This window comes from Roseomonas nitratireducens (assembly GCF_017813355.1).
In the GTDB taxonomy this organism is placed as follows: Bacteria; Pseudomonadota; Alphaproteobacteria; order Acetobacterales; family Acetobacteraceae; genus Neoroseomonas; species Neoroseomonas nitratireducens.
In genome coordinates, this window is the sequence record NZ_JAGIYZ010000002.1 from 265922 (window position 1) to 290763 (window position 24842).

Sequence of the window (24842 nt, forward strand, 5' to 3'; positions counted from 1 at the left end):
CGCGTCCTCGAACCCGGTTTCCCCCGATGATGGGCAAGCGGGGCGCGCAAGGGAAGCCGCAGGCAGGCAGGCCGGGCGGAGGGCAGCGAACGTGGCTGCCGGGCGCGAAATCCTGGCAAGGCGCGCGGGCCGGCCGTCGCCGCCCCGAGGGCCGGATCGAAGACGGGCGGATGGTCCGCCCGATGTCAGCCGCGGCGGGAGCGTCCGGCGACGGGATCCCCGCCGCGGGCGGGCGCGGGGCGCAGCATGGCCGTGCGGGTGGCGAACAGCAGCAGCAGGGCCGGCGCGCCGAAGAAGACCAGCAGCGGGACGGACATGGCGATTCCCTCCGGTTTCGGGGACCGATTCCTACCCGGCGGCGAATGAACGCGCGGTGTCCGGCGTCACGCGCCGGAGCGCCTCAGCCCTTCGCGAGCCGCCGCAGCGTCGCCGAGACGGGGCGCTTGCCCTCGCCCACATACAATTCGTGGTTCTCCTCGATCCGGTCCGGATCATAGAGGTAGTTCACCATCAGCCCCGCCGCCTGACGCAGCCCGTTCTCCGAGGTGTCGGCGCGCCAGTTCAGCCGCTCGATCCGCGCCCCATTCGACAGGTGGAAATGCGCCACCGGGTCGCGCGCCCGGCCGGCGCGGCCCGGCGCGTCCTCCTTCGCGAGGAAGCGGGCGCAGAGCCGCGAAAGGACCGGTTCGAGCAGCTTCTGCACCGCCTCGTCCCGGTGCCAGGACCGGCGCGCGAGCAGGCGGGCGAGAAGTGCCGCGTCCTCCGGCAGCGGGTCGGCGGACGAGGCGCTGCCCTCGGGCGCGACCAGGGCGAGCGGCGCGGGCGCGGCCACCTTCAGCGCCTTGCGCTCGTCCTCCGTCAGCGCCGCCTCCCCCTTCGCCAGCGCCGTGTCGAGCCAGCGGCGGAAGCCTGGGATGGGCGAGAGGGTGCAGAAGGTGCGGATGTTGCGGAACTCGTCGGACAGCAGCCCGACCACGCGCTTGATCAGGAAGTTGCCGAAGGAGATGCCGTCGAGCCCGCGCTGGCAGTTGTTGATGGAATAGAAGACCGCCGTGTCGGCGCTGGCCGGGTCGAGCACCGGCGCCTTCTCGTCGAGCAGCCGCTGCACGCTGTCGGCCATGCCCTGGACGAGCGCGACCTCGACGAAGATCAGCGGTTCCTCGGGCATCCTCGGGTGGAAGAAGGCGTAGCAGCGTCGGTCGGAATCGAGCCGGTTCTTGAGATCCCGCCAGGTGCGGATCCGGTGCACCGCCTCATACTGCACGAGCTTTTCCAGGATGATGGCCGGGGAATGCCAATCGATCCGGCGCAGTTCCAGGAACCCCACGTCGAACCAGGCGGCGAGCAGGCCCTTGAGGTCGGTCTCGAGCGCGTGGAGCAGCTTGTCCCCGTCCATGCGCGCAATCAGGTCGCCGCGCAGGTCCACCAGGAACTTCACCCCGTCCGGGATGGCGGCGAAGGCGGTCAGCAGCCGGATGCGCGGGGGTTCCAGTGCGCGGCGCAGGCGGGCGGTCGCAACCGCCCGCTCGGCCGGGTCGGCCGCGGCGGCGACGGCCTCCATGGCGCGGGCGACGGCGGCGGGATCGGAATCGAAGGCGGCGAGCGCGCGGAGGAAGTCGGTGCGGCCTGCCTCATCGAGGGTGCGGTAGGCCTCGGCCATCCCGGCGGCGCGGTTGCGCGCGGAGACCTCGCCGCCCTTGGCTTCGAGGCAATCCTTCAGGCGCGCGGCGATGTCGGCCTGCTGCTCGGTGCCGGAGACGGCGGCTGCCATGTCGCGCCACAGGGTGCTGACGCGGCGGAGCGCCCTGTCCAGTAGGCCGGCCTGGACTGCGACTTCGGACATGCCTCGCTCCCGCTGAGAGAGGCTTGAAATCTAGGGAAACAATTCGGGATATGCCAGCGCATCCTTGGGGCCGCGCCGTAAGGCGCGACCCCAAGGCGCGGGTCAGTTCTTGCCGCCGATGCCCAGGAGCGCGGCGCGGACGGAGGAGACGACGCTCGCCGGCTCCGGGTCCGCCACCGGGGCGGGCGGGGCGACGGTGCGGACGACCTCGGCGACCGCGGCCTCGGCCGCCACGGCGGCCTGGGCGGGGGCGGCCTGCGGCGCCGGCATCGGGATGGCGCTCGCCTGGACCGGCCCCTGGTTCGTGTACGGCGACTGGGCCAGGGCCGTGTTGCCGACCGCCGAGACCGAGGGCTGGGCGGCGGGCGCGCCGTGGTTGATGGAGATCACCTCGGCCCCACGGGCGGGATCGCCGCCGTGAAGTTCGAGCCCCGATGCAACCGAGGGCTGCGCGTCATAGAGCGCCAGCAACCGGCGGACGCCCTCCAGCCGCTGGAAGGGCTTGGATGCGCGCATTTCCGCGACGATGGTCCGCTCCTCATGGTGGAGCATGGCGACGAAGCTGCTGCTCATGGGACCCCTTCTCCTCTCTGGGACACGCAGAAACTATGTCGAAAGAAACCTCACAATCAATATTTTGAGCGGCCATTTTCTCATTTTTCACCAAGTCTACATCTTGTGGGATGCCAAGGTCGCCAATCAACATCTTGTGGTCGCGGCGCCGATCTGCGTCGCGGGAGGATACACGCTCCGGTTTATGTGACCGTATTCCACGCCCTGAGCCACGGCCTGTGGCTGGCGCGCACCACTCAGGCCATGCAGGCGGTGCGCGGGCTGCGTCTAGGGGTTGTATTCACACGCGATACGAGCGTGCGGCCTCAATTGCTTGATTCAAATGGGCGGGCAGGTCCTCGGCAATCAGGCCCGGCCCGCTTCGCCACGCGGCCTCCCCATGCAGCCAGGCGGCGGCGGACGCGGCCTCGAAGGCCGGCAGGCCCTGGGCCAGCAGGGCGGCGATCAGCCCCGCGAGCACATCCCCAGTGCCCCCGCTGGCGAGCCAGGCCGGCGCATGGTCGTTGATCGCCACGCGCCCATCCGGCGCGGCGATGACCGTGTCGGCGCCCTTCAGCAGCACCACGGCGCCGGTCGCGGCCGCCGCCCGCCTCGCCGCGGCCGGGCGGTCGCGGCCGATCGGGCCGAACAGGCGCAGGAACTCGCCCTCATGCGGTGTCATCACGGCCGCGCCGCGCAGCCGGGCAGGTTCGCCGGTCGCCGCCGCAAGCGCCCCGGCATCGGCGACTACCTGACGTCCGGCCGAAGCAAGGCCATGCAAGATATTGAGATAACGCGGTTCCGGCTCCAAGCCCGGCCCGACCACCCAGGCCTGCCGCCGCCGATCGGCCTGGAGTTCCGCCACCGGCGCCTCGGTTACGATCACGCCCGGCTCGCCGGCCCTGATCACATCGCCCGTGGCCCGGTCCGGCGCGACGAGGGTCACCAGCCCTGCCCCGCCGCGCCGCGCGCCCGCCGCGGCCAGCCGCGCCGCACCCGTCATGCCCGCCCCGGCCAGGATCGTGACGTGCCCGCGCGTGTATTTGTGCGCCGCCGGATCGGGATCCGGCAGAGTCCACAGGCCAGGCCCGTTCCGCCAGGACCGCCCGCCGACCGCGGGCAGCACGGATGCCGGCAGGCCGATATCGGCCAGCATCACCTTGCCGCAGAGCAGGCGACCCGGCAGCAGCAGGTGCCCTGGCTTGAGCCGGAAGAAGGTCACGGTCGCATCCGCGGCCCGGACCGCGCCGCGCGGCTGGCCCGTGGCGCCATCGAGGCCCGAGGGCACGTCCACCGCCAGCACCGGGCCCGGCGCGGCCGCGATGACCCGCGCGACCGCCTCCTCGAGCGGGCGCGCGAGGCCGGCGCCGAACACCGCATCGACCAGCAGGCCGCAGCGCGCAGCCTCGGCTTCCGTGAAGGGCACGACCGGCCCGCGCCAACGCATCGCGGCGCGCGCCGCGTCGCTGCCCGGCCGCGGCGGGGCGAGCGCGGCGACCGCGACGGGCCAGCCCGCCTGTTCGAGCAGCCGCGCGGCGACGTAGCCATCCCCGCCATTGTTCCCCGGCCCCGCCAGCACGAGCGTCCGGCAGGGGCGGACCAGCCGCCGCGCCGCGCGCGCGACCGCCCTGCCCGCGGCTTCCATGAGCCGGTCGCCCGGAATGCCCCCGGCGATCGCGAGCGCATCCGCCCGCCCCATCTCCTCGGGCGTCAGCAGGTCGAGCGGCTTGCGCGGGACCGGCGGTTCGGACTTGATCGGCATCATTGGCTCGCCAAAGAGTGCGCCCACTCGAATAAAGGGAGAAAGCCGTGGCTGGACAGCATGATCGCGAAAGGTCGCTCGCGGAACTCTACCGCGACGATCCGGATCGGGCCGACGCGGTCGTCTGGGGGCGGCGCGGCGCGCTGAAGGGGGCCGCGCTCGTCGCCATGGGTGCGGCGGTCGGCGCCGCCATTCCCTTCGCGCGGCACATGCCCGCGGGGCTGGTGCCCGCCGCGCTCGCACAGGGCGCGGGCGGGCCGCAATTCCTGCAGATGGAAGGCAAGGCGCGCCTGATCCTGCAGGGTGAGCGCCCGCTCAACGCCGAGACGCCGGAACACCTGCTCGACGACGACGTGACGCCGGCGGCGAACTTCTTCATCCGCAACAACGGCTCGGTGCCCGAGCCGGTCGCGGATCCGCGCGCCTGGAAGATCACCATCGACGGGGAGGTGACCGGCCCGCTGGAGATCACCCTCGGCGAACTCGAGCAGCGCTTCGAACTGGTGACGCGGCGGCTGCAGATGGAGTGCGGCGGCAACGGCCGTTCCGGCTTCGCGCCGCAGGCCGCTGGCAACCAGTGGGGCAACGGCGCGGTCTCCAACGCCGAATGGACCGGTGTCCGGCTGCGCGACCTGCTCCGCGCGGCGGGCGTGAAGGACGGTGCGAGGTTCACCGGCCACCATGGCGCGGACAGCCATCTCTCGGCCAACGGGCCGGCGATCAGCCGCGGGATGCGGATCGACAAGGCGATGGACGAGGATACGCTCGTCGCCATCCGGATGAACGGCGCCCCGATCCCGCAGATGCATGGCGCGCCGGCGCGGTTGCTGGTGCCGGGCTGGCCGGGCTCGCTCAGCCAGAAATGGTTCACGCGGATCGAACTGCGGACGGCCCCCCACACCGGGCGCGGCATGGGCGGCACATCCTATCGCGTGCCCGTGCGGCCGATCGTGCCGGGCAGCCGCAACACGGGCGCGGATTTCACGGACATGGAGAGCATGCCCGTCCGCTCGGTGCTGACCAGCCACGCGCATGGCACGCGCCTGCCGGCGGGGACGCGGAGCCTCGACATCCGCGGTCAGGCATGGGCGGGGGACCTCAGCGTCTCGGCCGTGCATGTCTCGGTCGATTTCGGCGCCACCTGGCAGGCGATGACCGTGGCCGCGCCGCCGAACCGGCATTCCTGGCAGCGCTGGAGCGGGCGCATCGCCTTGCCCTCGGACGGGTATTTCGAGATCTGGTACCGCGCGACCGACAGCCAGGGCCGGGCGCAGCCGCATGCCGCGTCGAACTGGAACCCGCAGGGCTACGGCGCGAACCCGGTCAGCCGCGCGGCGATCCTGGTCGGCTGATGCGCCGGCTCGCCTGGATCGGGGCCGGCGTGCTGCTCGCCAGCTCCTTCGCCCTCGCCCAGGATGGCGACCTCGCGCGCCGGCAGGCCGAGGCCGCGGCGGCCATCGCCGGCCGTGTCGAGGAGGAGACCGTGCTCGCCGAGGGCGAGGGGCGCGCCGAAACCTTCGCCTACTGCACCGTCTGCCACAACACGGCGCTGATCCGGCGGTCCGCCTTCGACCGCGAGCGCTGGGACGAACTGATGGACTGGATGGCGGAGAAGCACGGCATGAATCCGATCGATGGCGAGTTCCGCCGGACGATCGTGGACTACCTCGCGACCCGGTACGGGCCGCGGCAGCGCGGGCCCCGTGGAGGGAACCCTTTCCTGAACTGATACGGCGCCGCATGACGCAACGATTGCCCGCGGGTCATGCGCGCGGTCCTGGCGCCGCCTCCGCGCAATGTTTGCCGGCGCCTCGGTCGCGCCCCCGAGAGGGGGAGGCTTCCCCCCTTTCCGCCCCTGCTATGCTGCGGCGCCACAAGCGGAGTCGCGCATGGCCTTCGTCATCGCCGTCGCGCAGCGCAAGGGCGGCGCGGGGAAATCGACCATCGCCGCGAACCTCGCGGCCGCCTATGCGGAAGCGGGGCAGCGCGTCGCGCTGCTCGACATCGACCCGCAGCGCAGCCTGGCGCGGTGGGACGAGCTGCGCGGCCGCGCGCGCAAGGCGCGGCCCCTGCATTTCGAGGCGCCATCCGGCTGGCGCGTGCCGGGAATCCTCGACCGCCTGAAGCGCGAGGCCGACATCGTGCTGCTGGACACCGCGCCGCATGACGACACGGATGCGCGCGTCGCGGTGCGCAGCGCGGACCTGGTCCTGGTGCCGCTGCAGCCTTCCGCGGCCGACCTGTGGTCGATGGACGCGACGCTGGACCTTGCGAAGAAGGAAGGACGCCCGGTGATGCTGGTGCTGAACCGCGCGCCGGCCTCGGGCCGCCTGCTCGACCAGGTCCGCGCGGCGATCGCGGAGCGCGGGCTGCCGCTGGCGTCGGCCACGATCGGCAACCGCACCGCCTTCGCCCAGGCCTTCATGGCCGGGCTCGGCGCGGTGGAGGCGGCGCCGAAGGGCGTGGCGGCGGAGGAGATCCGCGCCCTTGCCGCCGCGCTGCGGGGCGCCTAGGGCTGCGCCATGGCCAGCCTGATCTACGTCCTGCACCTGATTGCCGCCGTCCTCTGGGTGGGCGGCATGGCATTCGCCATCCTTGTCCTGCGCCCCGCGGCGCATGATGCGCTGGAGGCGCCGCAGCGGCTCGCCCTGATGCAGGGCGTGTTCCGGCGGTTCTTCCTGGTGCTGTGGCATGTGGTGCCGATCGTGCTTCTCACCGGCTGGGCGCTGCTCGGCGGGTGGTACTGGGGCTTCGGCGCCAGCGTGTGGCACGTGCATGTGATGCACCTGACGGGACTGGTCATGACGGGTGTCTTCCTGGCGGTGTTCCTCGGCCCCTGGCGGGGGATGCGCGCGGCGCTGGCGGCGGGTGACCGGCCCGCGGCGGCGGCGGCGCTCGACCGCATCCGGCTGGGCGTGACGCTCAATCTCGGGCTCGGCCTGCTGACGGTCGCGGTCGCCGGCTGGGGACGCTTCGGCGGATGAGCCGGATGCGCGCGAGCGGGGTCGAGATCGTCGAGGACGCGGCCCCGGAATTCGAGGCGGTCGGCGCCATCCAGCGCGGCCTGCACGACTTCAACCAGGCGATGGGCGGCCCCTATGACAGGGAGCCGGTGACGCTGCTGGTGCAGGACCCGGACGGCAAGACGCTGGGTGGCCTGCTGGGCCTGACCTTCTGGGGCTGGCTGTTCGTGGACTGGCTGTGGCTGAGCCCGGACCTGCGCGGCCAGGGCGTGGGCGCCGAACTGCTGGCGCGCGCCGAGGCGATCGCGCGGGAACGCGGTTGCACCAACGCCTACACGGACACCTTCTCCTTCCAGGCGCCGGGCTTCTGGCAGAAGAACGGATATGCCGAGTTCGGCCGGCTCGAGGGCATGCCCGCCGGCCATGCGCGGGTGTGGTTCCGCAAGGCGCTCTGAGCGCAGGGGCCCGGTTGGGCCATCGCAGAATCGGGACAATTCGGATCGGGGCGGATGGCCGGCGCGGCCATGCCGCGCGCGGTGATTCGCGGGTTGCGGCGGTTGCGCAGGGCGATGCGGTCGGCCGAACGAAGGTGATTCAGGCGGGAAAACGCCTAACCGAAAATTAATGTTATCGGTTGGTTAACCCATTTTCACCCAGGGCGCGGGATTTGCCCCACCCAGAACTCCCTGATTTCACCCACTTTTGAGCGAGATCAAGTTTTCAGAAATTTCTGAAGACCGGCAATGCAATTGGAGATTGTCCGGGCAACAACCCCGAGTTGGTTGTCCCAATTGTGAGTTTTTTCTGAACTCCAGAACACGAACGCGAGAGATGCCGTATCGCTTCGTGTCATTTGCTCCAGTTCTAAAGTTCCTGGCGGTTGTGCTCATGGAATTTTTCTACAACTGGTGCGCGTGACTTGGTCGGCGCGGGAGACGATACATGGTCACGCTCGTCAAGCACGATCTCGAATTCATTCTTCGTCAGATCAAGATTGCCGAAGCACATGCTTCGGGAACGCCTCTGACAGCAATCCGTGTCGATCCAGCTGGCAATGTTGTTGGCGCAAACGACCCTGGTGCGTTGGCCATCAGCAACACCCTGCTCCCCTATGGCCTCCGTACTGTCGACGGGACCTACAACAACTTGAACCCGGGCCGGGAGCTCTGGGGTTCCTCCGGGCAGCCGTTCGTTAATGTGCTGTCCACGCAGTACAGGAACGAGCAGGACGAACTTCCGTTCGTGCTTGGTCCGCAGAATGTCGTCACCAACACAGACTACGGCGCGACGCTCCCCGACGCCGACAACGTCGTCGACTCCGACCCGCGCACGATCAGCAACCTGATCGTCGACCAGACCATCGAGAACCCGGCTGCGGTGTCGGCGGGCCTCGCCCATGCCGGCCTGACCGGCAACGCGCTTCTGACCGCGCTGAACGCCGTCATGGCGGTGACGGACCTCGAGGCACGCAAGGCGCTGCTGACCACCTACAACGTGGTGGTCGAGACGACGAACAATGGCGGCATCACCGCGCACAACGTCTTCCTGCCGAATGTCGCGCCGGATGAGGGCCTGTCTGCCCCCTACAATTCCTGGTTCACCCTGTTCGGGCAGTTCTTCGACCACGGCCTCGACCTGGTGAAGAAGAACGCCGATAGCGGCACGGTTTTCATCCCGCTGAAGCCGGATGACCCGCTGTACCGCGACCCCGCCGGCGCCGACGGCCAGCTCGGCACCGCGGACGACGTGCGCACCAACTTCATGGCGATGACGCGGATCGATGAGACCGCGCCGAACAACCTGACGACGCCCTTCGTCGACCAGAATCAGACCTACACCTCCCACGCCTCGCACCAGTTCTTCCTCCGCGAGTACAAGCTCGTGGAAGGCAAGCCGGTTGCGACTGGCAAGCTGCTGGAAGGCTCGGGCGGGCCGAATGGCACGCATGGCGGCCTCGCCACCTGGGGCGACATCAAGGCCCAGGCGCGCGACGTGCTCGGCATCGACCTGACCGACGCCTTCATCGGCAGCGTGCCGCTGGTCAAGACCGACCAGTACGGCAACTTCGTGCCGGGCGCGAATGGCATGCCGCAGGTCGTTTTCCTGGTCCCCGGCCCGACGCCCGGCACGATGGTCGAGGACCTGCGTTCCGGCACGCCCGGCGCGCCGCTCGACATCTCGGGCGCGGCCCGCATCGCCAACGCCTTCCTGGACGACATCGCGCATGACGCGGTGCCGGTCATCGGCGCCGGCGGCGTGCTGCTGCAGGACACCGACACCGACGTCGGCAACGCGGTCGCGAAGAATGCGCGCGGCCAGAACATCGAATACGACAACGAACTGCTCGACGCGCACTACATCACCGGTGACGGGCGCGGCAACGAGAACATCGGCCTGACCGCCGTCCACCACGTCTTCCACTCCGAGCACAACCACCTGGTCGACCAGGTGAAGATGCGCGCGCTGGAATCGGGCGACATCGCCTTCCTGAACGACTGGCTGCTGACCGACCTGCCGGCCGACACCGTCCTGCCCGCGGCGACCGACACGGCCGCGCTCGAGGCCCTGGCCGGCACGCTGAACTGGGATGGCGAGCGCCTGTTCCAGGCGGCGCGCTTCACGAACGAGATGCAGTACCAGCACCTCGTCTTCGAGGAGTTCGCCCGCAAGGTGCAGCCGGACGTCGACGCCTTCGTCTTCAACGCGTCGATGGACATCAACCCGGCGATCTTCGCCGAGTTCGCCCATGTTGTGTACCGCTTCGGCCACTCGATGCTGAACGAGACGGTCGATCTGGTGAGCGCGACCGGCCAGAAGAATCCGATGGACCTCTTCAAGGCCTTCCTTAACCCGATCGCCTTCGACGCGGCCGGCGGTGCGGTCGGGCATGACGAGGCCGCGGCGGCCGTGGTGCGCGGCATGACCGCGCAGGTCGGCAACGAGATCGACGAGTTCGTCACCGACGTCCTGCGCAACCAGCTGGTCGGCATTCCGCTCGACCTCGCGGTGCTGAACATCGCCCGCGGCCGTGACGCGGGCATCCCCTCGCTCAACGAGGCCCGGAAGCAGTTCCAGACAATCGCGCAGGGCGACACCCAGCTCGACCCCTACACGAGCTGGACCGACTTCGCGCTCAATATGAAGCACCCTGCTTCGATCGTGAACTTCATCGCGGCCTACGGCACGCATGAGACGATCACGGCCGAGACGACCGTCGACGGCAAGCGCGCCGCGGCGATGAACCTTGTGTTCGGCACGCCAAGCGAAACCGTCGAGGCGCGCGCGGACCGGCTCGACTTCCTCAACGCCCGCGGCGCCTATGCCGGCGGAAGCCTCGGCGGCCTCGAGGATGTCGACCTGTGGGTCGGCGGCCTGGCCGAGAAGAAGATGCCCTTCGGCGGCATGCTCGGCTCGACCTTCTCCTTCATCTTCGAACTGCAGATGGAGAACCTGCAGAACGGCGACCGCTTCTACTACCTCTCCCGCGTCCAGGGCCTGAACCTGCTGAACGAGCTGGAGAACAACTCCCTCGCCAAGATGGTGATGAACAACACCACGCTGGGCGACCAGGACTACGCGCTGCCGGGCGACATTTTCTCGACGCCCGACCACACCTTCTACGTGGACCCGGCGAAGCAGGCCCTGTTCGGCACGCCCGAGCCGACGGTCGACGATCCGACCCTCGCCGCCCTGGGCGTCGGTGGTGTCGAGCGCGACACGAACTACATCCGCTACAACGGCGCCGACCACATCGTCGTCGGCGGGACGGACGGTAACGACACCATCATCTCCGGCGGCGGCGACGACGCGCTCTGGGGCTTCGACGGCAATGACCGGCTCGAGGCTGGCGACGGCGTGGACAAGGTCCATGGCGGCAAGGGCGACGACATCATCACCAACAACGCGACGCCGATCGGCGAAGTCGACATGCTGCATGGTGAGGAAGGCAACGACGTCATCCATGGCGGCCACGGCCTGGCGCTGATCTTCGGCAACCAGGGCCAGGACGCGATCATCACCGGCCCCGACGGCAAGGAGGCCTTCGGCGGCACCGAGAACGACTTCATCCTCGGCGGCGAGGGCGGCGACTTCCTCCTCGGCAACGAGGGCGACGACTGGATCGAGGGCGGCAACGGCTTCGACGGCATCGCCGGCGATAACTCCGAGCTGTTCTTCAACTCCTCGATCATCGGCCACGACGTGATGTTCGCCGGCCAGAACGAGAACGACTTCGACGCAGAGTCCGGCGACGACATCATGGTCCAGGGCGAAAGCGTCATGCGCAGCGAGGGGATGTGGGGCTACGACTGGGCCAGCCACAAGGGCTTCAGCCGCGGGGCGGATGCCGACCTGACGGTGCCGATCTTCGCCACCGACCAGCAGGACATCCTGCGCAACCGCTTCGACCAGGTTGAAGGCCTGTCGGGATCCGACTTCGGCGACGTCCTGCGCGGCGACAGCCGGAGCAGCCAGAACGCTCCCGAGGTGCCCGGCGCCGTCGAGAGCCAGATGGCGAACAACGAGCTGACCCAGGCTGGCGTGAACCGCATCGACGGGCTGCGGGAGTTGATGGGCAACTTCGTGGCGGCGGCGCCGACCACGGGGGACCTCGAGAAGCTCATCGCCTTCGACCGGGGGAACGTCCTCCTCGGCGGCGGCGGCGCGGACACGATCGAGGGCCGCGGCGGCGACGACGTGATCGACGGCGACGCCTGGCTCGACGTGCAGATCAAGGTGGACCTGCCGGATACGGAGAACGACCTCTTTGTCGACAGCCTGACCCAGATCCAGGCCGCGCTGCTGAGCGGTGCGATCAACCCGGGCCAGATGAGCATCGTCCGCAGCATCAAGTATGCGCTGCCCTTCACCGTGGATCCGACCCGCGCGATCGACACGGCCGTCTATACGGGCAATCGCGCGGACTACGACTTCAGCGTCAACGCCGATGGGTCCTGGACAGTGGCGCATACCCGCGGCACGCAGACGGACGGAACCGACCGGCTGCTGCACATCGAGCGGCTGCAGTTCGCCGATGGGGCCTGGGCGCCGCCGAACGCGACGCTCACGCTGAGCGACCTGACGCCGACCGCCACGCGCATGCTGACGGCGACGCTGGTCGAACCAGACGGCTTCCAGGGCGGCATCGCGCCGACCATCGTCTGGGAGACCCGCATCGGGAACGGCGCTTGGACGCAGGTCGGTAATGGCGCCACCTTCACACCCACCGTGGCCATGGGCGAAGCAGCCGCCTTCATCCGTGCGACCGCGACGTATGTTGACGCCGTCGGCGCCACCGAGACAGTGACCGTTATCTCGGAAAAGGCGGTGGGCCGCCGCGTCTTCGACACAAGTGCGTCGAGCCCCATCGTCCTCGATAACCGAGACAACCTCGCCTACGGCAACGGTGGCAACGACTCCATCGTAGGCGACGGCGGTAACGATACGATGGATGGTGGTAACGGCAGCGACCAACTCTGGGGTGGGCTCGGTTCTGACTCGATCATTGGCGGCGCTGGCAACGACAGCCTCGGTGGTGGCTGGGGCACTGGCGCCGACACGATGGAAGGAGGCCTCGGCAACGACGCCTACTACGTCTCGAACGAATTCAGCACCCTGATCGAGGCCGCGAACGCCGGCATCGATACGGTCGTGACCTCGCTCAATACCTTCACCCTTGGTGCAAACTTCGAGAACCTGACCTTCAACGGGACTGGGGCCTTCGTCGGTACCGGCAACGAGCTGAACAACCGGATCATTGGCGGGAACGACGTCAATACGTTGATCGGCCTGGCAGGCAACGACCTCCTGGCCGGCTATGGCGGCAACGACACGATCAACGGCGGCGAAGGCAACGACACCATCGGCGGCGGTGACGGTAACGACTTCATCGACGGCGGTGAGGGTGCCGACACCATCCACGCAGGCACTGGCTCCGACACGGTCATCGGTGGCGACGGCAACGATACGATCCTTGGCGAGACGTCCATCGATGTCGTCGGGGGCAATGACTCGCTGCTTGGCGGAAATGGGGCCGACTACCTGTTCGGCTTTATCGGGAACGATACGCTCGATGGTGGTACCGGCACGGACGTCCTTCGCGGCGGTGTTGGCAACGACCTCTACATCGTCGACGATATCGGCGACGATGTCGTCGATGGTGGTGTCGGCTCGGATACGGTGCAGGCCTCGATATCGTCCTACACTGCGGGCGCCGGCATCGAGCATGTGGTCTTCACCGGTACTGGTGCCTTCGCGGGCACCGGCAACACCCTCGCCAACCGCATTGTCGGTGGCGACCAGGGCGACGTCCTCATTGGCTTCTCGGGCAACGACACGCTCGACGGCGGCGAGGGCGCCGACCAGCTTCTCGGCGGGCTCGGCAATGACCTGCTGCTCGGCGGCGGCGCTGCGGACGTGCTCAACGGCGGCGACAACATCGACACCGTCGATGGCGGCGCCGGCGACGACAACCTGACCGGCGGCATCGGCGCGGACGTGTTCCGCTTCGGCACGGCCTTCGGCAACGATGTCGTCACCGACTTCGTCGCCAGCGGCGCAGGTCAGGACCGGATCGACGTCCGCGGCCTCGGCCTGACGGCGGGCGACCTGAACCCGGGCGGCAGCATCACGGTCGCCTACGCCGCCGGCAACGCCTTGATCACGATGACCGAGGGGACCATCACGCTGAACGGCGTGACCGGGGTCGGCACCAACGCGATCACCGCAACCGACTTCATCTTCACCTGACGCGACAGGGCCCCGGGGCGAACCCCCGGGGCCCATCGTCCTGCCCGCTCAGCGCTTCACGCCGAGCGCGACTTCCCGGTGCCAGATATACAGCCCGGCACCGACCAGCACCGCGATCCCCGCGAAATCCCACCCGTCCGGCAGTTCCGCCCAGATGAAGGCGCCAAGCGCGGTGGTCCAGACGATCCCCGCATATTCGAAGGGGGCGAGCAGCGTCGTCTCGCCGCTGCGATAGGCGCTCGTCATCAACACCTGCGCCAGCGCCGAGACCGAGCCGATGGCGAACAGCAGGGCCCATTGCAGCGGGCTCGGCCAGACCCAGACGGGGACCGCCGCGATGCCCGCGATCACGGCGGAACCGACCGCGAACCAGAAGACGATCGCGACCGAGCTTTCCCCCGCCTCCCCCATCCGCCGGATGGTGATCATGGCGAGCGCCCAGCCGACCGACCCCAGCAGGCACAGAAGGACGGCAAGCCCCTCCCCCCTCAGCCCTTCCGAGCCCGGCCGCACCATCAGCAGCACGCCCGCGAAGCCGACCAGCACGGCAAGCCCCCGTCGCCATCCGACGCGCTCGCCCAGCAGCGGCACCGACAGCACCGTCAGGAACAGCGGCATGGTGAAGCCGAGCGCCGTGACGGTGGCTATCGGCAGGTGCACGTAGCCGTAGAAGGCACCCACCATCCCCATGAGCCCGAACAGGGTCCGCGCCGCGTGGCTCATCGGGTTGCGCGTGGCGAGCGCGCCCCAGCCGCCGCTCGCCATCACCACGGGCAACAGCAGCGGTATGGCGAAAAGGTTGCGGAACAGGATCACTTCGGCGACCGGGATGCCCGCGCCGATCGCCTTGGCCGCCGCCGCGGCCAGCGCGAAGGTGGCCGAGGCGATGAGCACGAGGACGATGCCCCGCCGCCGGGCGCGCGCCCGGGCGGCCGGGTCGGGCTGCGCGTTGGTGGGGTCTGGGGTCATGGACGATCCGGAGCCCTGAGGGTAGGGTCCGACGCGCATGAAGGCCAGACCTCCGAAGGCGAAGCCGATCCCGCCGCATCCGGACGTGACGCTGCTCTCGGACGAGGTGGTCTGGGATGGCCGCTTCCCCCTGCAACGCATCCGCTTCCGCAAGCGCCGCTTCGACGGCGAGGAAAGCGGGGTGCAGACATGGGAACTCTGGCGCCGCGGCTTCGCCGTCGCCGTGCTGCCCTGGGACCCCTGGCATGACCGCGTCGCCCTGATCGAGCAGTTCCGGCTGCCCGCGCTGGCCGCCGGGCTCGAACCGCTCATGGTCGAATGCCCCGCCGGCCTGATGGAGGATGGCGAGGACCCGGTCGAGGCCGCCCGGCGGGAAGTGCTGGAGGAGACCGGCCTCGCCCCCGACCGCTTCGCCCCCCTCGGCCGCTACATCCTCAACCAGGGCGGGTCGGACGAGACGATCAACCTCTTCATCGCGCGGGTGCGCCTGCCCGAGGAAGGGCTTGCCGGCCACCATGGCCTGGCGAGCGAGCATGAGGACATCCGCCTGACCGTCCTGCCGGCGGCCGAGGCGATCGCGATGCTCGACGACAACCGCATGTGCAACGCGACCGGCGCGCTCTGCCTGTCCGGCTTCGCACGACGGCGGGATGCGCTGCTGAAGGACTGGATGGACTGAATGGCGACCGAACTGGTCTATCGCGAGGATGCCTATGCGCGGGAGATCGCCGCGCGCGTCATCGCCGCCGCGCCCGAGGGCGTCGTCCTCGACCGCACCAATTTCTATGCCCGCGCCGGCGGCCAGCCCGGCGATCTCGGCGCGATCCGCTGGGCGGGCGGGGAGATGGCGGTCGCCGACACGCTGAAGGGGCCGGACGACACGGTGCTGCATGTCTCCGCCCCCGGCGCCGCGCTGCCGGCGGTGGGCGCGGAGGTGACGGCCGTGCTGGACTGGCCGCGGCGCCACCGGCTGATGCGCATGCACACCACACTGCACCTGCTGTGCAGCCTGATCCCCGACGCCGGTGTGACCGGCGGGCAGATCGGCGCGGACAAGTCCCGGCTCGACTTCGACCTGCCGGACCCGCCGACCAAGGAAGCGCTGACCGAAGGGCTGAACGCGCTGATCGCCGCCAACCATCGGGTCAGCGAGCGCTGGATCAGCGAGGATGAGCTCGACGCCAATCCCGGCCTGGTACGCACCCTTTCGGTGCAGCCGCCGCGTGGATCGGGCCGCATCCGCCTGGTGCGGATCGGGGCCGAGGAAGCGCCCGTCGACCTCCAGCCTTGCGGCGGCACGCATGTGCGCGCGACGGGCGAGATCGGCCGCGTCGAGGTCGCGAAGATCGAGAACAAGGGCCGCGCGAACCGGCGCGTGTCCATCGTGCTGGTCGGGGAGTGACGCGGATGGAGATGCTGGTCTCGACGGAATGGCTCGCGGGGGAACTCGGCAAGCCGGACCTGCTGGTGTTCGACTGCTCGACCTTCCTGCCGAACGAACCGGGCAACAAGCACGACGCGTTCCGCGCCGCGCGCATTCCCGGTGCGCGGATGTTCGACATCGACGCCATCGCCGACAAGGAAACCGACCTGCCGCACATGGTGCCCACGCCGGCCGCCTTCGCGCGGATGGTGGGCGCGCTCGGGATCTCCAACGGCCATCGCATCGTCTTCTACGACCAGCACGGGCTGCGTTCCTCCCCGCGCGGCTGGTGGATGATGCGGCTGTTCGGGCATGACCGCGTGGCCGTGCTCGATGGCGGCCTGCCCGCCTGGGTGAAGGAAGGCCGCCCGACCGAAAGCGGCGAGGCCCCTGCCCCCGCGCCCGCATCCTTCGTGCCGGATTTCCGCGCCGGGATGCTCGCCGGCATCGGCGACGTGAAGCGGATCGTCGCGGATGGTTCCGCGCTGATCATCGACGCCCGCGCCAAGGGCCGCTTCGACGGCACGGCGCCGGAACCGCGCGCGGGCCTGCCTTCGGGCCACATGCCCGGCGCGGCCAATGTGCCGGTCACCGACATGGCGGGCCCGGACGGGCGGATGAAGGATCCGGCGGCGCTGCGCGCGATCTTCGCCGCGGCGGGGGCGGCGGGCGGCAAGCCCGTCGTCACATCGTGCGGATCCGGCGTCACCGCCTGCGTGCTGGCCTTCGGCCTGGTGCGCGCAGGGCTGCCGGAACCCGCCGTCTATGACGGCTCCTGGACCGAATGGGCGTCCCGCCCGGAAACCACGAAAGAGAAGAGCGCCTGAGATGCCCGACGATTCCGCCAAGACCCCGCACGGCGAGCATCGCTTCCCAGAAGGTGAGCATCGCTTCGCGACGCGCATGTCCCACGCCGGCCGCGCGGGCACGCGCGCGCATGGCTTCGTCAACCCGCCGGTGCATCGCGGATCGACGGTGCTGCACCCGGATTGCGAAAGCCGCCGGACCTTCTCGAAGGACCGCTTCAACCGGGTGATGACCTACGGCACCCAGGGCGGCCCGACGCAATACGCGCTGGAGGACGTGATCTGCGAGATCGAGGGCGGCACGCGCTGCACCCTCGTGGGCACGGGCCTCGCGGCCGTGACGGTGCCGCTGATGGCGTATCTGAAGGCCGGCGACCACTGCCTGATGCCGGACAGCGTCTATGGCCCGGCGCGCAACATCGCCAACGGGCTGCTCGCCGGCTACGGCGTCGAGACCACCTTCTACGACCCGGCGATCGACGAGGCCGGCGCCGCCGCGCTGATGCGGCCGAACACCAAGGTCATGTACACCGAGAGCCCGGGCAGCCACACCTTCGAACTGCAGGACATCCCGGCGCTGGCCCGCGTCGCGCATGCACGCGGCGCCAAGGTGCTGATGGACAACACCTGGGGCATCCATCACTTCCAGCCCTTCAAGCACGGCGTCGACGTCTCGATCCAGGCGCTGACCAAGTATGTCGGCGGGCATTCGGACGTGCTGCTCGGCTCCATCACCGTGAACAGCGAGGAAGACCACCTGATCGTCCGCGGCGCGGCGTCCCAGATGGGGCATTTCGCCGCACCGGACGATTGCTGGCTCGCGCTGCGCGGCGCGCGCACCATGCCGGTTCGCCTGCGCCAGCAGGAGGAAAGCGGGCTGGCCGTCGCGCGCTGGTTCGAAGCCCGGCCCGAGGTGCAGCGCGTGCTGCACCCCGCCCTGCCGTCGCACCCGCAGCATGCGCTGTTCAAGCGGGACTTCACCGGCGGCTGCAGCCTGTTCGGCGTGGTGTTCCAGCCGCGCTACGCGGAGGCCGACATCTTCCGCTTCATCGACAGCCTGGATTTGTTCGGCATCGGCGCATCCTGGGGCGGCTATGAAAGCCTCGCGCTGCCGACGACCGGTTTCATCACGCGCACCGCGACCAGCGCCGACCTCGGCGGCTATACGGTGCGCATCCATATCGGGCTCGAGGACGTGGCGGACCTGATCGCCGATCTCGAGCGCGGCCTGGCGACCCTGCCGCAGTAACGTCGCCGCCGGCCCGGGCATGCCGCCCGGGCCGGGGCAGGGTTTCAACGGGACTGGTTGGACCGCCCGATCGCGTAGCCCGAAGCGCCGCCGACACCGGCGCCGATCAGCGCCCCCCAGCCGGCATTGCCGGACAAGGACCCGATCGCAGCGCCGCCGAGCGCGCCGATGCCGGCGCCCGTCGCGGTCGCCCGCTGCGTGTCGGACATGCCGGCGCAGCCGGCGAGGCCGAGGCCCAGCACCAGCACGGCACCGAGGCGAATCTTCTTGGTCATGATGCGTCTCCTTCCTCTCAGCGGCGGCGGGCGGCGGGCGCCGCGCAGGGATAGGTGGCGGCGGCGAAGCGCAGCGCGCCCTCGACCGCGCGCGTCCCCGCATGCTGCGGATTCGCCGCGACCCAGGAGACGAAGCCGGAGGCCACCTGCTCCAGCGACGGCGACGGGTTCGGCATGCAGAAGGCCGGCGGGGCGGCGCGCGACCCGGTCGTGTACATCGCATGCGCCTGGCCGACGGTGACGAGCACCGCGTAGCAGACCGAGCGCGAGGCGAGCGCATTCGCGTCACCCGCCGACGGCCCGCAGGCGCGCGCCAGTTCCCCGGTGGTGAAGATCGGCGGCGCGGTTCCCTGCGCGCCCGCGGGCGTGGCCATCATTGCCACCCCCAGCGCGCCCACGCCGAGCAGGCGCGCGATCGGTCCGAAGCTCATCCCAGGTCTCCTTCCCCACGACCGCGCCGACGCGACGCGGCGGATGCGGCAAGCATCCAGGATGGCTGATGCCACATCAACCCGCGTCGCGGCATCCGCACGCCAGCGGAACGGAACGGCGCGTCACGCCGCGGCACAGCGTGCACAGACGCCTTCCACCTCGACCGTCGCTTCGGCGATGACGAAGCCGGCGCGCGCGGCCGCAGCCTCGATGGCATGCGTGACGGCGGCATCGGCGATCTCGAGCGTCGCGCCGCAGCGGCGGCAGATCAGGAACTGGTGCGGATGGTCGTGCTCATGCGCATGGCCGTGGCCCGTATCGCTGCAGCCGATATAAGCGTTGAGCCGCTCGACCTTGTGGATCAGCCCGTGCTCGAGCAGGAAGTCGAGCGCGCGATAGACGGTGGGCGGCGCGGCGCCCGGCCGGCTCGCCTTCAGCCGGTCGAGCAGCGCATAGGCACCGACCGGGGCCTCGGCCTCCAGCACCAGTTCCAGCACCTGCCGGCGCAGCGGCGTCAACTGCGCGCCGCGGCGCAGGCAGGCGGCTTCCGCCTCCGCCAGCGCCTTCTGCCGTGCCGCGCCATCCGCCATCGCCGAACCTCGATTCCGCCAGGGACGGACACTATAACATGACCATGCCGGAACACGCCCCGCCGCCGACCGAAGCCGCCATCGCCGCCTTCATCGCCGCCCTGCGCTTCGATGCCGCGGGCCTCATTCCCTGCATCGCGCAGCAGCACGACAGCGGGGAGGTGCTGATGGTCGCCTGGATGAACGCCGAGGCGGTCGCCGAGACGCTCGCGACCGGCCGGGTCTGCTACTTCTCCCGCTCCCGCAACGGGCTGTGGCGCAAGGGGGAGAGTTCCGGGCAGGTGCAGCACCTCGTCGATCTGCGCCTGGACTGCGACGGGGACACGCTGCTCGCGCTGGTGGACCAGCACGGCGTCGCCTGCCACACGGGCCGGCGTTCGTGCTTCTTCCGCGCGCTGCGCGACGACGCGCTCGCGACCATCGCCGAGCCCGCGGTGGATCCGAAGGCGCTCTACGGCGGATGACGCGGCGGAAGATCCCGGTCACGGTGCTGACCGGCTTCCTCGGTGCGGGCAAGACGACGCTTCTCAACCGCCTGCTGAAGCATCCGGCGATGACGGGCACCGCGGTGCTCATCAACGAGTTCGGCGAAGTCGGCCTCGACCATCTGCTGGTGGAGCGGCTGGACGGCGACACGGTGCTGCTCCAGGCCGGCTGCATCTGCTGCACCGTGCGCGGCGACCTGGTGCGCGCGCTGGGCGACCTCGCGCAGCGGGCCGAGGCGGGGCAGGAGATCCGCCGCGTGGTGATCGAGACGACCGGCCTCGCCGATCCCGCGCCGATCCTCCAGACGCTGATCTCCCATCCGCTGATGCTCACCGCCTATGCGCTCGATGGCGTCGTCACGCTGGTCGATGCGGTGGCCGGCGACGCGACGCTGGATACGGAAGCCGAGGCGGTGAAGCAGGCCGCGATGGCCGATCGGCTGGTGCTGACCAAGACCGACCTCGCGACCCGGGAGGCCGCCGCGGCGCTGGAAGGGCGGCTGCGGATCCTCAACCCCGTCGCGCCGGTGCTGCGCGCCATGGCGGGCGATGTGGCGCCCGAGGCGCTGCTCGGCGCCGGCCCCTTCAGCACCGAGGGCCGCATCCCGGCCGTCGCGGCATGGCTGGCGGCGGAGGAGACCGAGGCGGCGGCGCATGCGCACCGGCACGCGGATGGCATCGAGGCCTTCGCCCTCGTCTTCGATGATCCGCTGCCCTGGGACGGCCTCGCGACCTGGCTCGAGATGCTGACGGTGACGCGCGGCGACAGCCTGCTGCGCGTGAAGGGCCTGCTGAACATCGCGGGTGAAGCGCGCCCCGTCGTCGTCCATGGCGTGCAGCGCAGCTTCCATCCTCCCGCCAGGCTTGCAGGCTGGCCGCTGGACCACGACCGCAGGTCGCGCATCGTCTTCGTGACGCGCAACCTGCCGCGCGGCATCGTGGAGGATGGCCTGAACGCTTTTCTTGACGCGGCGCGACAGACCGGCATCCTCAAGCGGGGGTGAGGTGTCCGCGTCTCAAGGTCCGGGAGCGGACCTTGCCGATATCGCGTGATGTGCCGGAGTTGCCGATGCGCCGCACCCTCCTGATCCTCGCCCTGCTGCTGGGCGCCACCCCGGCCCTGGCCCAGGTGACGCCGCGCAGCATCCGGGATTGCCCAGACTGCCCCGAGATGATCCCCCTGCCGCCCGGCACCTACACGATGGGCGTGCCGCGTGGGGAGGAGGAGCGCGAGGGCGTGCCCGTGGACCTGCGCGGGCGTTCCGAGCCGCAGCGCCGGGTGACCATCGCGGCCGGCCTCGCCATGTCCCGCAACACCGTGACGCGCGCCGAATACGCCGCCTTCGTCGCCGCGACCGGCCACCCCACGACCGAGGGATGCTGGGCCTTCGTGAACACCGGCACCTCCTACGAGTACGAGGAACGTCCCGGCCTGACCTGGCGCGCGCCGGGCTTCGCGCAGGCCGACAATCATCCCGTCGTCTGCGTGAGCTGGGAGGACGCGAACGCCTACGCCGCCTGGATCTCGGCCCGTGCCGGCCGGGCGTATCGCCTGCCCTCGGAAGCCGAGTGGGAATATGCCGCCCGCGCCGGCACCACCACATCCCGCTACTGGGGCGAGGCACAGGTCGCGGCCTGCGAATTCGGCAATGTCGCCGACCTGTCGCTCGCCATGGCGCTCAATCTCGACCGTCGGCCGCAATTCACCTTCCGCTGCAACGACCGGCACGTCTTCACCGCGCCGGTCGGCTCCTTCCGCGGCAATGCCTTCGGGCTCAACGACATGCTGGGCAATGTCTGGCAATGGACCGCGGACTGCCTGAACCCGACACTGGACGGCCAGGCCGGCGACGGGGCACCGCGCGTCACGGGCGATTGCACGAGCCGCGGCATGCGCGGTGGCTCCTGGAGCCACCTGCCCTGGTACGTGCGGGCCGGCAACCGCGCCCGCGGGCAGGCCGTGGATCGCTACAGCTTCGGCGGCTTCCGGCTGGTGCGGGAGCGCTGACCCCTTCCCTGTGCCCCGGCGCGCCCCTATTGGAACGCGCCATGGACCCTGCCCCGCTCCGCTTCGAGACGCTTCGCGGCGATGGGCTGCGCGCCTGGCTGCCGCGCCTCGCCGGGCTGCGCATCGCCGTCTTCCGCGACTGGCCCTACCTCTATGACGGGGAGGAAGCCTATGAGCGGCGCTACCTCGCCGCCTATGCCGACAGCCCCGGCGCCGCGGTGATCGCCGCGATCGACGGCGATCGCGCGGTGGGCTGCGCCACCTGCCAGCCGATGCTCGAGGCGACGGACCGCATCCAGGCGACCTTCCGCAACCGCGGCCTCGATCCCGCGCGCTTCTGCTATTTCGGGGAGAGCGTGCTGCTGCGCGAGTACCGCGGCCGCGGCGCCGGCGTCCGCTTCTTCGAGTTGCGCGAGGCGCATGCGCGCAGCCTCGGCCTCGCCGCCGCAGCGTTCTGCGCCGTGACGCGCAACGACAACGACCCGCGAAAGCCGCGCGACCACGTCCCGCTCGACGCGTTCTGGCGCAAGCGCGGCTACGAACGGCGCGCAGACGTCTCCGTTGTCTTCGACTGGAAGGAAGTGGGCGACGACCGCGAGACGCCGCACGCGCTCGGCTTCTGGGTGAAGGACCCGCTGTGAGCGCACCGGAGGCGCGGCCGATCCGCCTCGGCCTGCTGCAATACGGCGTCGGCCGGCCGGCGGATGTCGCGGCCTTCGCGCGTGCGCTGGAAGCGCGGCTCGAGGAAGGCCGAGCCGGCGCGGACCTGCTCGTGCTGCCCGAATATGCTTGTGTCGAGCTTGGCGCGGGCCTTGTCGGCGGCGAAGCGACGGACGAGGCGACGGAACTCGCGGCCATGGTCGCCGCCGCGCCGGCCATTCTCGAGGCCATGCGCGACGCCGCCCGGCGCCTCGGCGTCTGGCTGCTGCCCGGCACCCTGCCCATGCGCCGCGCCGACGGCGCCGTGGTGAACCGCGCGCCCCTGATCGCGCCGGATGGTCGGATGGCGGTCCAGGACAAGCGTGCCATGACCCGCTTCGAAAGCGAGCGCTGGGGTGTCACGCGCGGGGAGGATCCGAAGGTCTTCGACACGCCCTGGGGACGGATCGGCATCTCCGTCTGCTACGACGTGGAATTCCCCAAGCATGTCCGCGTGCAGGTCCAGCAGGGGGCATGGCTCATCCTCGCACCCTCCTGCACGGACACGCTCGCCGGCTTCAACCGCGTGCGCATCGGCGCCCAGGCGCGGGCGATGGAGAACCAGTGCTACGTCGCCATCGCGCCGACCGTGGGGCTCGCGCCCTGGTCCGCGGCTCTCGACGTGAACCGTGGCCATGCGGCGGTCTTCGGCCCGGTCGATCGCGGCTTCCCGGAGGATGGCGTGCTGGCGCGGGGCGCGCTCGACCAGCCGGGCTGGGTGTTCTGCACGCTCGATCCAGCGCGGCTCGATGCCGTGCGGCGGGATGGGCAGGTGCTGAACCACCGGGACTGGCCTGCGGCGCCCTTCGCGCGGCCTACGCCTGCGGTGTTCGCGTGACGCTCGTCTACATCGTTGCGGGCGAGGCCTCTGGCGACGTGCTCGGCGCGCGCCTGATCGCCGCGCTGCGCGCGCGGCGGCCGGACCTGGAATTCGCCGCCATCGGCGGGCCGCGCATGGCCGAGCAGGGTGTCCCGAGCCTGTTTGACTATCGCGAACTCGCGCTGATGGGGCTGCTCGAGGTCCTGCCCAAGATCTTTCGTCTCAAGCGGCTGCTCACCGATGCCGCGGCGGATGTCGCGACGCGCCGGCCCGCCGTGCTCGTCACCATCGACAGCCCGGGCTTCACGCTGCGGCTGGCGGAGATGGTGAAGCCCATCGGCATTCCCATCGTTCACTACGTCGCGCCGCAGGTCTGGGCCTGGCGGCCCGGGCGCGTGATGAAGCTGCGCCGCAAGGTGGACCGCATCCTCTGCCTGCTGCCCTTCGAGCCGATCTTCTTCGAGGCCGCCGGCATCCCCGTGACCTTCGTCGGCCACCCCGTGCTGGAAAGCGGCGCGGACCAGGGCGACGCGGCGCGCTTCCGCGCGGCGCACGGGCTGACCGACGCCGACCGCCCGATCATCGTCATGCCGGGCAGCCGGCGGATGGAGGCGTCCCGCCTGCTGCCCGTCTTCGGCGCGGCCCTGCGCATCGCCGCCGCGCGCCTGCCCGGCCTGCGCCCCGTCCTGCCCGTAGCACCCATCGTGGCCGAGGCGGTGCGCGCCGCCGCGCGCGACTGGCCCGCGGCGCCCATCCTGGTCGATGGCCTGGCGGCGAAGCACGATGCCTTCGCCGCCGTCGCGGCCTCGGGCGGCGCGGGGCTGATCAAGTCGGGCACCTCCTCGCTGGAAATGGCGATGGCGGGGATCCCGCATGTGGTCGCCTATCGCGTGAACCCGATCACCGCGGCGATCGTCCGGCGCCTCGTGAAGGTGCCGCATGCCTCGCTCGTGAACCTGCTGGCCGAGCGCGAGGTGGTGCCGGAACGGCTGCAGGAGGACTGCACGCCGGAGGCGCTGGCCGAGGCGCTGCTCGCGCCCATGCTCGACCCCGCCGTCGCCGCCGCGCAGCGCGCCGGCTTCGCCGAGGCGCTGGCGCATCTGCGCGCGCCGGAGGGCCTGCCATCCCAGGCCGCGGCGGAAGCCGTCCTGCGGATGCTGGACCAGCCGGCGGCCTGACCGCCTTCCCCGCCGCGCGCGGCCGACCTACCCTCCGGGCA

Annotated in this window: 24 protein-coding genes; 16 read left to right on the top strand and 8 right to left on the bottom strand. The window is 70.4% G+C overall.

The genetic code is table 11. The annotated features are described in order from the left end of the window. Positions 1 to 185: 185 nt before the first annotated feature. The 4 genes from J5Y09_RS24530 to J5Y09_RS03670 form a co-directional block, all read right to left on the bottom strand. Positions 186 to 317 (bottom strand): hypothetical protein, encoded by a 132-nt coding sequence (locus J5Y09_RS24530; RefSeq protein WP_280845094.1) that lies wholly within the window; start codon positions 315 to 317, stop codon positions 186 to 188. 83 nt (positions 318 to 400) lie between these two features. Next, positions 401 to 1843: a malonyl-CoA decarboxylase gene (locus J5Y09_RS03660; protein ID WP_209350378.1), complete on the bottom strand. Its 1443-nt coding sequence runs from the start codon at positions 1841 to 1843 to the stop codon at positions 401 to 403. A 102-nt stretch (positions 1844 to 1945) separates the two neighbouring features. Next, on the bottom strand, positions 1946 to 2416 hold the full coding sequence (locus J5Y09_RS03665) for a hypothetical protein (protein ID WP_209350379.1): 471 nt from the start codon (positions 2414 to 2416) through the stop codon (positions 1946 to 1948). A gap of 280 nt (positions 2417 to 2696) precedes the next feature. Beyond that, the gene (locus J5Y09_RS03670; RefSeq protein ID WP_408904048.1) at positions 2697 to 4157 is read right to left on the bottom strand and encodes an NAD(P)H-hydrate dehydratase; all 1461 of its coding nucleotides are present in this window, start codon (positions 4155 to 4157) and stop codon (positions 2697 to 2699) included. 47 nt (positions 4158 to 4204) lie between these two features. Here J5Y09_RS03670 and J5Y09_RS03675 point away from each other — a divergent pair, with 47 nt between their 5' ends. The 6 genes from J5Y09_RS03675 to J5Y09_RS03700 all read left to right on the top strand — a co-directional run bounded on the left by J5Y09_RS03675 (position 4205) and on the right by J5Y09_RS03700 (position 13867). Further along, positions 4205 to 5509 carry a sulfite oxidase gene (locus J5Y09_RS03675; protein WP_209350380.1) on the top strand — a complete coding sequence of 435 codons (1305 nt, stop codon included), beginning with the start codon at positions 4205 to 4207 and terminating at the stop codon, positions 5507 to 5509. Beyond that, positions 5509 to 5886: a hypothetical protein gene (locus J5Y09_RS03680; RefSeq protein WP_209350381.1), complete on the top strand. Its 378-nt coding sequence runs from the start codon at positions 5509 to 5511 to the stop codon at positions 5884 to 5886. Before J5Y09_RS03675 ends, J5Y09_RS03680 begins: the two co-directional genes overlap by 1 nt. 160 nt (positions 5887 to 6046) lie before the next feature. After that, complete coding sequence (gene parA / locus J5Y09_RS03685) at positions 6047 to 6670, top strand: ParA family partition ATPase (RefSeq protein ID WP_209350382.1); 624 nt, start codon at positions 6047 to 6049, stop codon at positions 6668 to 6670. Between the two features lie 9 nt (positions 6671 to 6679). Next, on the top strand, positions 6680 to 7141 hold the full coding sequence (locus tag J5Y09_RS03690) for a hypothetical protein (RefSeq protein ID WP_209350383.1): 462 nt from the start codon (positions 6680 to 6682) through the stop codon (positions 7139 to 7141). After that, complete coding sequence (locus J5Y09_RS03695; RefSeq protein WP_209350384.1) at positions 7138 to 7575, top strand: GNAT family N-acetyltransferase; 438 nt, start codon at positions 7138 to 7140, stop codon at positions 7573 to 7575. The genes J5Y09_RS03690 and J5Y09_RS03695 overlap by 4 nt, the downstream gene beginning before the upstream one ends. Before the next feature lie 487 nt (positions 7576 to 8062). Then, complete coding sequence (locus J5Y09_RS03700; RefSeq protein WP_209350385.1) at positions 8063 to 13867, top strand: peroxidase family protein; 5805 nt, start codon at positions 8063 to 8065, stop codon at positions 13865 to 13867. Positions 13868 to 13915: 48 nt separating this feature from the next. On the opposite strand, the gene J5Y09_RS03705 is transcribed toward J5Y09_RS03700, so the two are convergent. Then, positions 13916 to 14836, bottom strand: coding sequence for a DMT family transporter (locus tag J5Y09_RS03705; RefSeq protein WP_209350386.1), 921 nt, complete (start codon positions 14834 to 14836; stop codon positions 13916 to 13918). A gap of 37 nt (positions 14837 to 14873) precedes the next feature. Here J5Y09_RS03705 and J5Y09_RS03710 point away from each other — a divergent pair, with 37 nt between their 5' ends. From J5Y09_RS03710 to metC, 4 genes are read left to right on the top strand one after another with little or no spacing between them, the layout of a single operon-like run. Then, positions 14874 to 15515 carry an NUDIX domain-containing protein gene (locus tag J5Y09_RS03710; protein WP_209350387.1) on the top strand — a complete coding sequence of 214 codons (642 nt, stop codon included), beginning with the start codon at positions 14874 to 14876 and terminating at the stop codon, positions 15513 to 15515. After that, positions 15516 to 16238 (top strand): alanyl-tRNA editing protein, encoded by a 723-nt coding sequence (locus J5Y09_RS03715; RefSeq protein ID WP_209350388.1) that lies wholly within the window; start codon positions 15516 to 15518, stop codon positions 16236 to 16238. 5 nt (positions 16239 to 16243) lie between these two features. Beyond that, on the top strand, positions 16244 to 17086 hold the full coding sequence (locus J5Y09_RS03720) for a sulfurtransferase (RefSeq protein ID WP_209350389.1): 843 nt from the start codon (positions 16244 to 16246) through the stop codon (positions 17084 to 17086). A 1-nt stretch (position 17087) separates the two neighbouring features. Continuing rightward, positions 17088 to 18314 (top strand): cystathionine beta-lyase, encoded by a 1227-nt coding sequence (gene metC / locus J5Y09_RS03725; protein ID WP_209350390.1) that lies wholly within the window; start codon positions 17088 to 17090, stop codon positions 18312 to 18314. A gap of 44 nt (positions 18315 to 18358) precedes the next feature. On the opposite strand, the gene J5Y09_RS03730 is transcribed toward metC, so the two are convergent. The 3 genes from J5Y09_RS03730 to J5Y09_RS03740 form a co-directional block, all read right to left on the bottom strand. After that, complete coding sequence (locus tag J5Y09_RS03730) at positions 18359 to 18589, bottom strand: YMGG-like glycine zipper-containing protein (RefSeq protein ID WP_209350391.1); 231 nt, start codon at positions 18587 to 18589, stop codon at positions 18359 to 18361. 17 nt (positions 18590 to 18606) lie between these two features. Next, positions 18607 to 19020, bottom strand: coding sequence for a Rap1a/Tai family immunity protein (locus J5Y09_RS03735; protein WP_209350392.1), 414 nt, complete (start codon positions 19018 to 19020; stop codon positions 18607 to 18609). A 123-nt stretch (positions 19021 to 19143) separates the two neighbouring features. Beyond that, on the bottom strand, positions 19144 to 19611 hold the full coding sequence (locus J5Y09_RS03740) for a Fur family transcriptional regulator (RefSeq protein WP_209350393.1): 468 nt from the start codon (positions 19609 to 19611) through the stop codon (positions 19144 to 19146). A gap of 44 nt (positions 19612 to 19655) precedes the next feature. On the opposite strand from J5Y09_RS03740, the gene hisI reads away from it, so the two are divergent. From hisI to lpxB, 6 genes are all read left to right on the top strand, one after another. After that, positions 19656 to 20075, top strand: a complete 420-nt coding sequence (gene hisI / locus J5Y09_RS03745) for a phosphoribosyl-AMP cyclohydrolase (protein ID WP_209350528.1) — start codon at positions 19656 to 19658, stop codon at positions 20073 to 20075. Next, positions 20072 to 21100, top strand: a complete 1029-nt coding sequence (locus tag J5Y09_RS03750) for a CobW family GTP-binding protein (protein ID WP_209350394.1) — start codon at positions 20072 to 20074, stop codon at positions 21098 to 21100. Before hisI ends, J5Y09_RS03750 begins: the two co-directional genes overlap by 4 nt. Positions 21101 to 21165: 65 nt before the next feature. Further along, the gene (locus J5Y09_RS03755; RefSeq protein WP_209350395.1) at positions 21166 to 22104 is read left to right on the top strand and encodes a formylglycine-generating enzyme family protein; all 939 of its coding nucleotides are present in this window, start codon (positions 21166 to 21168) and stop codon (positions 22102 to 22104) included. A gap of 41 nt (positions 22105 to 22145) precedes the next feature. Then, positions 22146 to 22745: a GNAT family N-acetyltransferase gene (locus J5Y09_RS03760; RefSeq protein ID WP_209350396.1), complete on the top strand. Its 600-nt coding sequence runs from the start codon at positions 22146 to 22148 to the stop codon at positions 22743 to 22745. Beyond that, complete coding sequence (locus tag J5Y09_RS03765; RefSeq protein WP_342451401.1) at positions 22742 to 23641, top strand: carbon-nitrogen hydrolase family protein; 900 nt, start codon at positions 22742 to 22744, stop codon at positions 23639 to 23641. The genes J5Y09_RS03760 and J5Y09_RS03765 overlap by 4 nt, the downstream gene beginning before the upstream one ends. Next, positions 23638 to 24801 (top strand): lipid-A-disaccharide synthase, encoded by a 1164-nt coding sequence (lpxB, locus tag J5Y09_RS03770; protein WP_209350397.1) that lies wholly within the window; start codon positions 23638 to 23640, stop codon positions 24799 to 24801. The genes J5Y09_RS03765 and lpxB overlap by 4 nt, the downstream gene beginning before the upstream one ends. Positions 24802 to 24842 lie beyond the last annotated feature (41 nt).